The organism is uncultured Shimia sp. (genome assembly GCF_947493595.1).
In the GTDB taxonomy this organism is placed as follows: Bacteria; Pseudomonadota; Alphaproteobacteria; order Rhodobacterales; family Rhodobacteraceae; genus Shimia.
Genome location: NZ_CANLRL010000001.1, coordinates 746,963 through 759,227 on the forward strand (window position 1 = coordinate 746,963; position 12,265 = coordinate 759,227).

Annotated in this window: 12 protein-coding genes; 5 read left to right on the plus strand and 7 right to left on the minus strand. The window is 57.9% G+C overall.

The features are described 5' to 3' along the window. Positions 1-10 precede the first annotated feature (10 nt). The 3 genes from Q0955_RS03770 to Q0955_RS03780 form a co-directional block, all read right to left on the minus strand. Entirely contained in the window at positions 11-1,384 is a 1,374-nt protein-coding gene (locus Q0955_RS03770; RefSeq protein WP_299420061.1) for a pyruvate dehydrogenase complex E1 component subunit beta, read from the minus strand. A gap of 20 nt (positions 1,385-1,404) precedes the next feature. Beyond that, positions 1,405-2,394 (minus strand): pyruvate dehydrogenase (acetyl-transferring) E1 component subunit alpha, encoded by a 990-nt coding sequence (gene pdhA, locus Q0955_RS03775; protein WP_299420064.1) that lies wholly within the window; start codon positions 2,392-2,394, stop codon positions 1,405-1,407. 118 nt (positions 2,395-2,512) lie between these two features. Beyond that, a complete protein-coding gene (locus Q0955_RS03780; RefSeq protein ID WP_294229114.1) occupies positions 2,513-2,815 on the minus strand; it encodes a septum formation initiator family protein in 303 nt (100 codons plus the stop codon). 164 nt (positions 2,816-2,979) lie between these two features. Here Q0955_RS03780 and Q0955_RS03785 point away from each other — a divergent pair, with 164 nt between their 5' ends. After that, complete coding sequence (locus Q0955_RS03785; protein WP_299420068.1) at positions 2,980-4,599, plus strand: acyl-CoA dehydrogenase family protein; 1,620 nt, start codon at positions 2,980-2,982, stop codon at positions 4,597-4,599. A 284-nt stretch (positions 4,600-4,883) separates the two neighbouring features. Continuing rightward, positions 4,884-5,420: a hypothetical protein gene (locus Q0955_RS03790; RefSeq protein ID WP_299420071.1), complete on the plus strand. Its 537-nt coding sequence runs from the start codon at positions 4,884-4,886 to the stop codon at positions 5,418-5,420. Positions 5,421-5,435: 15 nt separating this feature from the next. Here the strand turns inward: Q0955_RS03790 and Q0955_RS03795 are convergent, their stop codons facing one another. Then, positions 5,436-6,011 carry a ubiquinol cytochrome C oxidoreductase gene (locus Q0955_RS03795; RefSeq protein WP_299420074.1) on the minus strand — a complete coding sequence of 192 codons (576 nt, stop codon included), beginning with the start codon at positions 6,009-6,011 and terminating at the stop codon, positions 5,436-5,438. A gap of 206 nt (positions 6,012-6,217) precedes the next feature. On the opposite strand from Q0955_RS03795, the gene Q0955_RS03800 reads away from it, so the two are divergent. After that, positions 6,218-7,369 carry a lytic murein transglycosylase gene (locus Q0955_RS03800; RefSeq protein WP_299420076.1) on the plus strand — a complete coding sequence of 384 codons (1,152 nt, stop codon included), beginning with the start codon at positions 6,218-6,220 and terminating at the stop codon, positions 7,367-7,369. Between the two features lie 55 nt (positions 7,370-7,424). Here the strand turns inward: Q0955_RS03800 and Q0955_RS03805 are convergent, their stop codons facing one another. Next, positions 7,425-8,318, minus strand: coding sequence for a fructose bisphosphate aldolase (locus tag Q0955_RS03805; protein WP_299420078.1), 894 nt, complete (start codon positions 8,316-8,318; stop codon positions 7,425-7,427). A 167-nt stretch (positions 8,319-8,485) separates the two neighbouring features. After that, on the minus strand, positions 8,486-9,676 hold the full coding sequence (locus tag Q0955_RS03810; protein ID WP_299420081.1) for a phosphoglycerate kinase: 1,191 nt from the start codon (positions 9,674-9,676) through the stop codon (positions 8,486-8,488). Between the two features lie 129 nt (positions 9,677-9,805). Here Q0955_RS03810 and Q0955_RS03815 point away from each other — a divergent pair, with 129 nt between their 5' ends. Further along, on the plus strand, positions 9,806-10,318 hold the full coding sequence (locus Q0955_RS03815) for a peptidylprolyl isomerase (RefSeq protein ID WP_299420084.1): 513 nt from the start codon (positions 9,806-9,808) through the stop codon (positions 10,316-10,318). Then, positions 10,311-10,856, plus strand: a complete 546-nt coding sequence (locus Q0955_RS03820; protein ID WP_299421038.1) for a peptidylprolyl isomerase — start codon at positions 10,311-10,313, stop codon at positions 10,854-10,856. The genes Q0955_RS03815 and Q0955_RS03820 overlap by 8 nt, the downstream gene beginning before the upstream one ends. A 90-nt stretch (positions 10,857-10,946) precedes the next feature. On the opposite strand, the gene Q0955_RS03825 is transcribed toward Q0955_RS03820, so the two are convergent. Continuing rightward, positions 10,947-12,101, minus strand: a complete 1,155-nt coding sequence (locus Q0955_RS03825; protein ID WP_299421040.1) for a 50S ribosomal protein L11 methyltransferase — start codon at positions 12,099-12,101, stop codon at positions 10,947-10,949. Positions 12,102-12,265 lie beyond the last annotated feature (164 nt).

Genomic DNA, 12,265 nt, shown 5'->3' on the forward strand with positions numbered 1-12,265 from the left:
GCGTGTCTCCTCACCGATAGGTCACTTGTTTCACTGCTGCGACGACCTCTTCCGTGGTCGTCAGCGCCAGTTTTTCGAGATTGGCCGCATAGGGCATCGGGACGTCTTTGCCGGTGCAGTTGATCACCGGCGCGTCCAGATAGTCAAATGCGCGCTCCATAATGGTGGCCGAGAGGTGATTGCCGATGGAGCCCACCGGCCAGCCTTCTTCAACGGTTACACAGCGGTTAGTTTTCATCACCGAGGCGATCACTGTGTCATAGTCAATCGGGCGCAGGGTACGCAGGTCGATAACTTCTGCTGAGATGCCGTCTTCGGCCAGCTTGTCAGCTGCTTCCAGCGCGTATTGCATGCCAATGCCGAAGCTGACGATGGTCACATCAGAGCCTTCGCGCCAGATCCGGGCCTTGCCGAAGGGGATGGTGAAATCGTCCATGGCGGGCACTTCGAAGCTGCGGCCATACATGATTTCGTTTTCCAGGAAGATCACAGGGTTTGGATCGCGGATCGCGGATTTGAGCAATCCTTTGGCATCAGACGCCGAATAAGGCATCGCAACTTTGAGGCCCGGGATTTGCGCATACCATGCTGCGTAGTCCTGACTGTGCTGCGCGCCTACGCGGGCGGCCGCGCCATTGGGCCCACGAAACACCATCGGCGCGCCCATTTGACCGCCAGACATATAGAGCGTTTTGGCGGCGGAATTGATAATTTGGTCAATGGCTTGCATGGCGAAATTGAATGTCATGAATTCAACAATGGGCTTCAAGCCGCCAAAGGCCGCGCCCACTGCGATGCCGGCAAAGCCATGCTCGGTGATGGGCGTGTCGATGACCCGCTTGCTGCCAAATTCGTCCAAAAGGCCTTGGCTGACCTTATAGGCGCCTTGATACTCCGCGACCTCTTCGCCCATCAGGTAAACGTCTTCGTCACCGCGCATTTCTTCCGCCATGGCATCCCGCAGCGCTTCGCGTACGGTCTGGGTCTTCATCGGGGTGCCTTCCGGCCAGTCCGGAGTTAAATCCGGTGCTGGTGCGGCAGGAGCTGCCTGTGCTGGCACTGACGCAGGGGCTTCAGCTGCGGTAGCAGGAGTGCTGGCTTTGAGCGCTACTGGAGCGGCCTCAACGGCGCTAACGTCTTCTCCCTCTTCGGCCAAAATAGCGATGGCTGTGTTGACGGCCACCCCTTCTGTGCCTTCAGCTATCAGGATTTTGCCAATCACACCTTCATCGACAGCCTCAAACTCCATTGTGGCTTTGTCGGTTTCGATTTCGGCAATAATATCACCAGATTGTACGGTTTCGCCTTCTTTCACCAGCCATTTGGCCAGCGTGCCTTCTTCCATGGTTGGAGAGAGGGCGGGCATGAGAATTTCTGTTGCCATTTTTGTGTCCTCTCGTTGGCTTACGCGTAGATGTCGGTCCAGAGTTCGGACTCGTCAGGCAGGGGGCTTTCCTTGGCGAAGTCGGCCGAGGCATTCACGATGGCTTTGATCTCTTTGTCGATCGCTTTCAGATCATCCTCTGTGGCGTGTTTGCCGGTCAGAAGCATCTGACGCACGTTCTCGATAGGGTCACGTTCCTCGCGCATCTTCTGTACCTCTTCGCGGGTGCGGTACTTGGCCGGGTCAGACATGGAGTGGCCGCGGTAGCGGTAGGTTTTGACCTCAAGGATGTAGGGGCCTTTGCCGGAGCGGCAGTGTTTCACCGCGCGTTCGCTGGCGTCTTTGACCGCAAGAACGTCCATTCCGTCAACCATTTCCCCAGGAATGCCAAAGGCTTCGCCGCGCTTGTAAATGTCCTGTGAAGAGGTTGATCGAGCTTGGGCTGTGCCCATGGCATATTGGTTGTTCTCGATGACAAAGATCACAGGCAAATCCCAGAGAGCGGCCATGTTAAAAGTTTCATAGACTTGGCCTTGGTTTGCAGCGCCGTCGCCAAAGTAGGTGAAGGTCACGCGGCCGTTGTCTTTGTATTTGTCTGCAAAGGCGAGGCCAGCACCGAGGGGAACTTGCGCGCCGACAATGCCGTGGCCGCCATAGAAATGCTTCTCTTTCGAGAACATATGCATGGAGCCGCCTTTGCCTTTGGAGTAGCCGCCTTCACGCCCTGTGAGCTCGGCCATCACGCCATTGGCGTCCATACCGCAGGCCAGCATGTGGCCGTGATCGCGGTAGGAGGTGATACGCTTGTCACCTTCTTCTGTTGCAGCCTCAAGGCCCACAACCACAGCTTCCTGACCGATGTAAAGGTGGCAGAAGCCGCCGATCAATCCCATGCCGTAGAGTTGACCAGCCTTCTCCTCGAAGCGGCGGATCAATAGCATGTCGCGGTAGTATTGCGTGAGTTCTTCGCCCGAGACGTTGGGCTTCTTTGCAGCACGTTTTGCCGCCATGGTGGCTCCTCCCAAAGACAAAATGGTTTAGTGTTAAACCATACTTGCAGGAAGGGTAGCGGATCACCGCATGGGTTGCGAGTGGAAAAAGGTCTGTATTGTCAGGATGTTCGTGGTTTTAACGAATGACAAGCTCGTCCGCACGGATCATGCCGAGCACATCACGGGCCTGTTGATCCAGCAAATCAAGGTCTAGGTAGCTGTCAGACAAGCGGCGGGTGAGGTTTTCCATATGGGCCACTTCCGCCTGAGCCAGAGCCAACTCCGCTTCAAGCTGCTGCTTTTCCGCCAGGATCTCGACACGACGAAACAGGCCGTAATCGCCTTGCACAGCGGCGAAGGTGAAGTAGGTCGCCAGCGTGAAAGCGATGCCAAAAAACGCAAGCGCGCCAAGGGCCGGTTTGGTGGAAGATGCTGTCATTTTTGCCTCTGAGTGCGGCTTTGCGCCGTCTGATTTCTTTATATCTTAGGTGATTCGCTGTGTGAATCCCTTAACGACAAGTTTTTTCATTTATTTTTGTGACGTGACGGGAATGTTGGCAGGGCGGTTTTCTAAGGTCAGGCTGGCTAAGGGAGGAGCCAGAAATGACCACATCACAGCCGGTGTCTCAGTTAGGATCGCATGAAGTTTTTAATCAACCTGAACCGCGACGGGCGGTGGATTTTTGGGGGCAGGATCATGCGTTAAGAGAGCACGCCACTGCGGCGGGTGCGCGGGCGGATCATCTGGCGCAGGTTGGGACCAATTGGGGCGGCGAAACCTTGCGGCAGGCGGCGGAAGAGGCGCGGCGGGATTTGCCGCGATTGAAGACGTTTGACCGGTCCGGGCGACGCGTCGATGAGGTGGAATTTCACCCCGGATACCATGCGGTGATGCAGGCGGGCTTAGAGGCGGGCTATGCCTCGGCGGCCTGGGATGGGCGGATTGGCGGACATGCGACCCATGCGGTGCTGACCTACTACATGGCGCAGCTGGAGCCTGGTGTGGCCTGTCCATTGACCATGACTTACGCGGCGGTGCCGGCGCTGCGCCATCAGCCGGAGTTGGCAGAGGTTTGGGCCCCGCGTTTGACCTCCGGCGTCTATGATCCGGGCACCACGCCGATTGGTACCAAACAAGGCGCAACTCTGGGCATGGCAATGACCGAAAAGCAGGGTGGCAGTGATGTGCGGGCTAATACCACCAGGGCTATCAGGGACGGTGACGCTTATCGGCTTAACGGGCACAAGTGGTTCTGTTCCGCGCCGATGTGTGACGGGTTCCTGACACTTGCACAGGCAGAGGGCGGGCTGACCTGCTTTCTGGTGCCGCGTTGGTTGGACGGAGAGCGAAATGGCATTCGACTTCAACGGCTTAAGGACAAGCTGGGCAATAAGGCCAACGCAAGTTCCGAGATTGAATATCACAATGCGCTGGCGTACCGCGTCGGCGAAGAAGGTGCCGGGGTGCGGACCATCATCGAGATGGTGCATCACACGCGGTTGGACACGGTTTTGGCACCGGCGGGATTGATGCGTGTGGCCTTGCAGGAGGCGCATTGGTGGATATCGTCACGGTCCGCTTTTCAGAAGCGCCTAATTGACCAGCCGCTGATGCGGTCGGTGTTGGCTGATTTGGCGGTCGACACGGAGGCGGCGCTGTCGGTGGGCATGTTCCTGGCAAGTGCCTTTGATCGCGACGATGCGGAGAGCCGCGCGTTGGCGCGGATTGGTGTGGCGCTGGCGAAATACCTCAACAACAAGCGCTGTATTGGTGTGATTGCCGAGGCGATGGAGATGTTGGGCGGCATGGGCTACGTCGAGGAAACGCCGATGCCGATGTTGTATCGCGAGGCGCCGCTTAATAGCATCTGGGAAGGCTCCGGCAATGTGATCTGTCTGGATGTGTTGCGGGCGCTGATGAAGGAGCCGGAAGCAGGCGAGGCATTGAGGACCGTGCTGACCTCCGTGACCGGATCAGATGCGCGGTATGATGCGGCCTTGAAAGCGCATATGGAGCGCTGGCCGGGGCTGCCACATGAGGCGGAAGCGCGGTGGTTTGTGGAGAGTTTGGCGGTGCTTTTGACAGCGGCGAGCCTGATGAAAGCTGCGCCGTCTGCGGTGGCGGAGGGCTATGTCAGCTCACGGGTTACAGGGGATCGCGGGGCGTTTCCGGGCGCCGCGCGCGGCATGGATGTGGACGCAATCATTGCGCGGTTGGGGTAGGGCGTTAACCTGCCAAATTGAGCCAAATTTCACGTCGGTATATTGTCTGTATCGCGACTGTTTTGCGGAGGTGCGTATTTTGCGCAGACAAAACGTTGCCTTTGTGAAGGCGGCGTACGGCGGTTTACGTGGATTGAAACGATGTCTCCGTGCGGAAGCGTTTAACGATCAGCTTCTGCGTGATGGACCGGTTGCAAGGAATGTTCTACCCTAACAAGAAATTTACCTTCAACGGGCGGCATCAATGCTCGGCCCAAATCGCATTTTAGAAAGGAATAGCCCTCATGAGCCTGTTTAAACCTGTTCAGACCTTTTTGACCGGACTGACCGCTGCGGCGGCAGTTTTCACAGGGTCGGTGAGCCTAGCGGCGGATGAAACCGTATTGCCAACCTCCGGTGACAATGTGGAGACCTATCTGAGTTCAAAATATTGGACGGTCTTCAAGAACACCACGCGGCAGTCTTGTTTCATCGAGTGGCGCAGTGAAAACAGTGTGGTGCAGGCGGGTCTCACCATGGCGCAGGACGCTGCCTATTTGGGGGCCTTCGTCAAAGGCGAAGCACCTGCGGACGGGGACCGTGAGATTGCGATTGTGGTGAATGGCAACATTTACTCCGGGACGGCTTCGTCTGTGTCCCAGACCGTGTCCGGCGGCTTCACCGGTGGCTACATCGTTTTTGACAACCCGCAGTTTGTGGTCGATCTGGAAAAGGCCCGCGAGTTTGTGGCGTTTCAGGGCTCGCCGCGCGCCGTGACCGTGAAGCTCAAAACACCAAAAAATGCGATTGAACGCGCGCAGGAGTGTATGGCGAAGTTTTGAGGCTGGTTTTTGAAATCATCTGAACTTCTGAATGTCGGTGAGATCGATCAAAACGGAGTGTCGGTTGTCATCAAACCGAGTGGGCACAACTTGTAAGTCGTGCTCGCTTGGTCCTTTTTTGACGCGGCCCCATAGATCAAAATGCGAGCCGCGACAGGGATCAAAAAAGCCGCCAAAATCCCCCGCATTGGCCAAGGTGACGCAGCCGATGCCCCCCATATCCACCGGGCTAAGCACCAGCCATTCGAGGTAGGTGTATTGCTCGGGGTCCATATCCGCTTCGAGTGATCCGTCCTGCAAGCTCTCCAGTATGTCGTCATACGCAAAGCGGGGATCCCACTGTGTCAGCGCAGTTGCCATTTGTGGCAGGCTGCGCCGCCAGATTACCACGGGTTTCCCGTTAAAGCCGCTGAAAGCCGTGTCTCCCGGCGCCATGTCGATGACGGATATATGGTGCAAGTTGGGGTTGGTTTGCGCCGTCACATCTGTGGAGGGGGCCGTGCTGCCCGCCAAATAGTAGAGCCCAGTCGCCACTGTCGCAAACAGCCACCCTGCGGTGAGGTAATAGAGCGCGTTGTTTTTGTTGATCATAAAACTTCTGGCTTCTGTAAAGTCTCTGGCGGCGTGCCCCTCCCTATAACGCTTGAGTTGAGTTTTGAGAATATGCGGCGAAGGCTTTGAGAAAGGTGTTCCTTACCTTTTGTTGCGTGTTTTCCCTCTCGCTCCTCGCCAAATTCTCTGCCACACTTCTTGGCAATGAGTTTGGCACGTAGGCTGGTCAAAAAGAGGCAGTTGGTATGAGTTTTTCACGTCGGAATTTTCTGGTGGGGTTGTCGTCATTGGCACTGGCGGCCTGTCAGGGCACGTCGACCACGCCGTCGCGGCAGACGGCATCGATTGCCCAAGGGTTGCCGGTGGATTTGCGCCCCACGCCTAACGGTGCCTATGATGCTTGGGTAGCAAGCTTTCGTGGGCGGGCGGCAAGCGCGGGGATCAGTGAGACCACGCTAAACGCAGCGTTTCGCAACACCGGGTATTTGCCGGGGGTGATCAAGCGCGATCGCAATCAGACCGAGTTTACTCGGACGCTGGAGGATTATCTGTCGATTGCCGCGTCTGATGAACGGATTGCCAAAGGCAAGGCGGCATTCGCGCGGCATGGCAGCACGCTGCGCAATCTGGAGCAAAGCTATGGTGTGGATGCGGAGATCATCTGTGCGATCTGGGGGCTGGAGAGCTATTACGGGGAGCGCAAAGGCGACATTCCGGTGATCTCGGCCACTTCGACGCTGGCCTTTGATGGGCGGCGGGGGAGTTTTTATGAGAAGCAGCTGATCGCGGCGCTGAAGATTTTGCAGAATGGCGACACTACGGTGGATCGCATGACCGGTAGCTGGGCCGGGGCGATGGGGCACACGCAGTTTATTCCCACGAGTTATCAAGCCTTTGCGGTGGATTACACCGGCGACGGGCGGCGGGATATCTGGTCTGATGATCCGTCCGATGCTTTGGCCTCCACGGCGGCCTATTTGCAGCGCAATGGCTGGACACGTGGTGTGTCCTGGGGGCGGGAGCTACGCCCGGGCGAGAGCGCGGGGCGGGTGATCCAGCCGCAGGCCGGTGGCCCGCGGTTTGGCGTGAGTGGGAACTTCTCGGCGATCAAGCGTTATAACAACTCGGACAGTTACGCGATTGGCGTTGGGTATCTGGCGGATCGGATTGGGGGTGGCGGGCCTTTGCGGACCGCGTTCCCGCCGGATCAGTATGGGCTCACCAAGGACGACCGGATTGCCTTGCAGTCTCGTTTGACAGCGCGGGGATTTGACACCGGTGGGGCGGATGGCGTTCTGGGTCCGAAGTCGCGCGCAGCCATTGCGGATTATCAGCGCAGTCGCGGGCTTGAGCCGACGGGCGATCCGTCTCAGGCATTGCTGGCTTCATTGGCTTGATATGAAAAAGGCGCCCCGTGAAGGAGCGCCCTTTTTTGATGTTTGTCGCTGTGGCTTAGCCTGCGATGGAAGCCTGGTAGATGCCTTCGATGCTGTCTGCGATGGTAGCGGCAAACTCGTCGTCGCTTTGTTGCGCAGAGAGGCCTTCGGTCAGGGCGCGGGAGAAGCTGGCGATCATGCCGGTGTTCTCTGCCAGTTTGGCATTGGCTTCTTCGCGGGTGTAGCCGCCGGAGAGTGCCACGACCTTCATCACGCGGGGGTGATCTACCAGCGATTTGTACTGGTTGGCGTTGTTGGGCAGGGTCAGTTTCAACATGACCTGCTGATTTTCGGGCAGGATGTCCAGCGCGGCGGTCAGCTCGGTCAGAAGGATGTCTTCCGCTTCGGCCTTATCTGCGATGGAGATGGTCACTTCCGGCTCGATGATCGGCATCAGGCCGTGGCTGATGATTTGTTCACCCACCATGAATTGCTGCGCGACGATGGCGCGGATGCCGTCGGCGTTGGCAGCGGAAATAACGGAGCGCATTTTTGTGCCAAACACACCTTTGGCCGCCGCGCGTTCGCAGAGCGTGTCGAGCTCTGGCATCGGCTTCATCATCTGAACACCGTTTTCTTCCGCTTCGAGGCCTTTGTCGACTTTCAGGAAGGGCACAACGCCGCGCTGTTCCCACATGTAGGTGGGGGTCGGGGTGCCGTCGATGTCGCGGTCCATGGTCATTTCAAACAGGATCGCGCCGACCACTTTGTCGCCGGTGAAGGCTGGGGCCTGTGCGATGCGGGAGCGCATGCCGTGGATAAGGTCAAACATCTCTTCGTCGTTGCTGTATCCGTCGGATTCGATCCCGTAGAGGCCAAGCGCCTTTGGAGTGGAGCCACCGGATTGGTCGAGCGCCGCGATGAAGCCTTGGCCGTTGGAGATTTTTTCTGCTTGAGCTTGGTTTGACATATCTGTCCCCAGTCAAAAAGTGGTTGTGAATAAAGGGTTAAAGCCCCGTTGCCTAAGCTCATAGAGGAGCAGGACAACGGGTGCAATTGTGGTGGCGCTACCGCTCATTAATTTGAGGGTCGGATTAATTTTGCGCCTTTGTTTTGCGCGATATGTGCAAAACTGACTTACTGATTGAGCGCGGCAACCCCGGGCAGTTCTTTGCCTTCCATCCACTCCAGGAACGCGCCGCCTGCGGTGGAGATGTAGCTGAAGTCTGCTGCAGCGCCGGAGGCGTTAAGGGCGGCAACAGTGTCACCACCACCGGCGACAGAAACCAGTTTACCTGCTTTTGTCAGGGCGGCGGCTTGCAGGGCGGCGGCGTCAGTTGCCGCGTTGAAAGGCTCAATCTCAAAGGCGCCCATCGGGCCGTTCCAAATCAGGGTTTTGGAAGCTTCAAACACCTCAGCCACTTTGGCAACAGTCGCAGGGCCGGCATCCAAGATCATGGCGTCCGCTGGGCAGGCGTCCGCGGCAACGGTTTCATTGGCGGCGTTGGCGGCAAACTCGCGCGCCACAACCACGTCGGTGGGCAGCACAATGGCGCAGCCTGCGGCTTTGGCTTTGGCGAGGATTTCGGACGCGGTGTCGGTCATGTCGTGCTCAGCCAGCGATTTGCCTACGTCGATGCCTTGCGCCGCGAGGAAGGTGTTGGCCATGCCGCCGCCAATCACGATGTTGTCGACCTTAGAGACCAGATTGCCAAGCAGTTCCAATTTGGTGGAGACTTTGGCGCCGCCAACAACAGCGGTCACCGGGAGCACCGGATCAGCCAAGGCACTTTCCAGGGCTGAGAGTTCGGCCTGCATCAAGCGGCCGGCGCAGGCGGGCAGGGCGTGGGCCAGGCCGCAGGTGGAGCTGTGGGCGCGGTGGGCGGCGGAGAAGGCGTCGTTGCAGAAGACATCGCCGAGTTTTGCCATGGCGGCGGTCAGATCGGCGTCGTTTTTGGTTTCGCCTGCGTGGTAGCGGGTGTTTTCCAGCAGAAGCACATCACCTTCCGCCAGCGCATTGACAGCGGCTTCGGCGGCGGGACCAACACAGTCAGCGGCAAACATCATCTTGGTGCCAAAGGCAGCCTCAAGCGCAGGGACCAGCTGTTGCAGAGACATTTCTGGTACGCGCTCGCCTTTGGGGCGGCCAAAGTGCGCCAGAAGGATCGGCTTGCCACCGGAGGCAAGTATGTCCCTCACTGTCGGCACAATGCGGTCGATGCGGGTGGTGTCGGTGACTTGGCCATCAGCAACCGGGACGTTGATGTCCACACGGGTCAGCACATTTTTGCCGCTCAGCTGCATTTCATCGAGGGTCTTCCACGCCATGGTCTCAATCTCCAAAGAAAATCCGTTGCCGCATTCCTAGCGCACTGGGACATAGGGTCAACGCTCTCTTGGCATTCGCCGACGGGATGTTTAACTACGGGGCAAGTATTTACATTGAGGAGCGCCAACATGGCTGAGATCAAAGATCCTGAGAACACAATCCTGATGGAACTGACCGGTGGTACAGTTGTTATCGAGCTGCTGCCGGATGTGGCACCAGGACATGCTGAGCGTATGAAAGAGCTGGCGCGGTCTGGTCAGTACGACAACGTGGCGTTCCACCGTGTGATCGACGGCTTCATGGCGCAAACGGGTGATGTGGCCAACGGCAACATGGAAAAAGATTTCAACCTGCGTATGGCGGGCACTGGCGGTTCTGATTTGCCAGACCTGAAGGCCGAGTTCTCCAAGCTGCCACATGACCGTGGCACATTGGGCGCGGCACGGAGCCAGATGCCTGATTCAGCGAACAGCCAGTTCTTCATCAACTTCAAAGACAACCACTTCCTGAACGGCCAATACACTGTTTATGGCCGTGTGATTGAGGGTATGGATCACGTCGATGCAATCGTGAAAGGCGAGCCACCTGCGAATCCAGATCGCATGATCAGCGTGAAGGTGGCAGCAGATGTCGATGCTTAAGCTTGCAGCGGCCTTTGCCGTGATGGCCAGCCCTGCGTTGGCTGCTGGTCTTCAGATTGAGGTGGAAGGTGAGGCCAATGGCGTTATCACCATCGATCTGTTAGAAGATGTGGCCCCTAAGCATGTTGAACAGATCACCGCTTTGGCAGCCGAAGGCCAGTATGATGGCGTGGTGTTCCACCGCGTGATTGACGGCTTTATGGCGCAAACGGGTGATGTGAAGTTTGGCAAGGTTGGCGAAGACATGCGTATGGCGGGGCGGGGCGGTTCCGATCGTCCGGACCTGCCTGCGGAGTTCTCTGACATCAACTACGACCGTGGTGTTGTTGGCATGGCGCGCAGCCAGAACCCGAACTCGGCCAACAGCCAGTTCTTTATCATGTTTGCTCCGGGTCCGTTTTTGAATGGTCAATATACCGTTGTGGGTCAGGTGACCGATGGCATGGACGTTGTGGACGCGATCAAACGCGGTACTGGTCAAAACGGCGCCGTTGTTGGTCAGCCGGACATGATGAAGAAAGTCACCGTGACCGAGTGATCTGCGTCGCGCCCTTGGCGTGATGGATGAAAAAAAGGCCCATCGCAGGGATTGCGGTGGGCCTTTTGTTTTTGATTTCGTGTGTGCGCTTTAGTGTACCGGACGCTCGGAGGAGGGGGGCTCCTGCGTGTCCGGCACAAACCACGACGGCGTGACCTCAGGCACCGGTGCAAATGTGCTGTGGCTGTTCACGCCACGCTGCCAGATGATTGGGCGCTCTGCTGGAGAAGTGTCGTGGATCGACACGCTGAGCTTTGTGGCGTCGTGCTGCGCGGTGATGGTGACTTGGGAGCCAACGCTGACTGGCGTGGACTGGTCCAGAAGATAGGAGAAGCGCCCCCAGTGGCCGTCGGTGTTCAGGTCGTTGGAGACTGAGATGCCAGGTGCCAGCACCATGTCGAAGCTGACCACAACGGCGTGGGCGGTGCCCACAGTGGTGCAGAACAGCGGCAGGGTGGTTTTGCCGTGGGACATGTCCGGGCGGGTGAAGTCGAAGTGGAACAGATCGCTGGTTGGGCCTAAGGGACGTAGACCGCAAGCAGCGGAGTCGTTGGGGGTGACTTGGGCGACATTGGCAAACTTGTGGAAGGCGGAGAGGTCAAAGCCTTCGGCCTCAAGCGGGCGGTATTGATTGCGCAGGGCGGCGCTTTCCACCAGCTGCGCCTTGAGTGTACCGCTTTCGGGCACGGCACGGGCGTTGGGTTTGGCAAGATGCTCCATGGCATGGGTCAGCGTGGCAAGCGCGCCTTCGCCCAAGAGGTTGCTGTCGACAATTTCTGAAACAACCACATCGGCACGATCCGGTAGGTCTTCGCCGATGATCAACTCGTGGGACCACTTGGATAGGACTGTGATTTTTTCGCTGAGGCCATTGTCGGCGATCACCTGTTTGGCAGCGGCCGCAATCAGCGGCTGGCCTTCGATGGCGTAGACATGTTTGGCCCCGGCGCGGGCGGCAAGCATGGCGGTGAGACCGGCGCCACAGCCGATGTCAAGCACGATGTCGCCGGGCTGAACTTTGGCGGCGATGGCCTTGGCGTAGGCTTGGTTGCGCACGGTGTCGGCCAGCATGGGGAAGTGCCAGCGGGGCACAAACATCTGATGCAATTGCTCTTTCAGGAGATGCGCCGCGTGGTGATGCGGGTCTTTCTCAAGCGCTTGGGCCAGCAGATTGGAGGCGTGTACGCCGCCGTCGCCTAAGGGGGCGTTTTCGGCAAGGGCCACAAGGCTGTTTGCATCCAGCATCTCAAAACGGGGTTCAAACTCGGCAATGAGATCGAGGTCGGCGGCAGAGGGTTGTTCTTCTAACAACTTTAATTTTCCTTTTTTGAGGCAAATGCTGCGGAGCTAGCTATGCGACAGAGGGATTGAGGATTGGTAAAGGCGTCTCACATCTGCGTGTGCGGGCT

What these genes read in the sequence shown, in the direction of transcription:
- Q0955_RS03770 (WP_299420061.1), bottom strand. Translation starts at nt 1,384, where the DNA reads ATGGCAACAGAAATTCTCATGCCCGCCCTCTCTCCAACCATGGAAGAA.
- pdhA (WP_299420064.1), bottom strand. Translation starts at nt 2,394, where the DNA reads ATGGCGGCAAAACGTGCTGCAAAGAAGCCCAACGTCTCGGGCGAAGAA.
- Q0955_RS03780 (WP_294229114.1), bottom strand. Translation starts at nt 2,815, where the DNA reads ATGACAGCATCTTCCACCAAACCGGCCCTTGGCGCGCTTGCGTTTTTT.
- Q0955_RS03785 (WP_299420068.1), top strand. Translation starts at nt 2,980, where the DNA reads ATGACCACATCACAGCCGGTGTCTCAGTTAGGATCGCATGAAGTTTTT.
- Q0955_RS03790 (WP_299420071.1), top strand. Translation starts at nt 4,884, where the DNA reads ATGAGCCTGTTTAAACCTGTTCAGACCTTTTTGACCGGACTGACCGCT.
- Q0955_RS03795 (WP_299420074.1), bottom strand. Translation starts at nt 6,011, where the DNA reads ATGATCAACAAAAACAACGCGCTCTATTACCTCACCGCAGGGTGGCTG.
- Q0955_RS03800 (WP_299420076.1), top strand. Translation starts at nt 6,218, where the DNA reads ATGAGTTTTTCACGTCGGAATTTTCTGGTGGGGTTGTCGTCATTGGCA.
- Q0955_RS03805 (WP_299420078.1), bottom strand. Translation starts at nt 8,318, where the DNA reads ATGTCAAACCAAGCTCAAGCAGAAAAAATCTCCAACGGCCAAGGCTTC.
- Q0955_RS03810 (WP_299420081.1), bottom strand. Translation starts at nt 9,676, where the DNA reads ATGGCGTGGAAGACCCTCGATGAAATGCAGCTGAGCGGCAAAAATGTG.
- Q0955_RS03815 (WP_299420084.1), top strand. Translation starts at nt 9,806, where the DNA reads ATGGCTGAGATCAAAGATCCTGAGAACACAATCCTGATGGAACTGACC.
- Q0955_RS03820 (WP_299421038.1), top strand. Translation starts at nt 10,311, where the DNA reads ATGCTTAAGCTTGCAGCGGCCTTTGCCGTGATGGCCAGCCCTGCGTTG.
- Q0955_RS03825 (WP_299421040.1), bottom strand. Translation starts at nt 12,101, where the DNA reads ATGCTGGATGCAAACAGCCTTGTGGCCCTTGCCGAAAACGCCCCCTTA.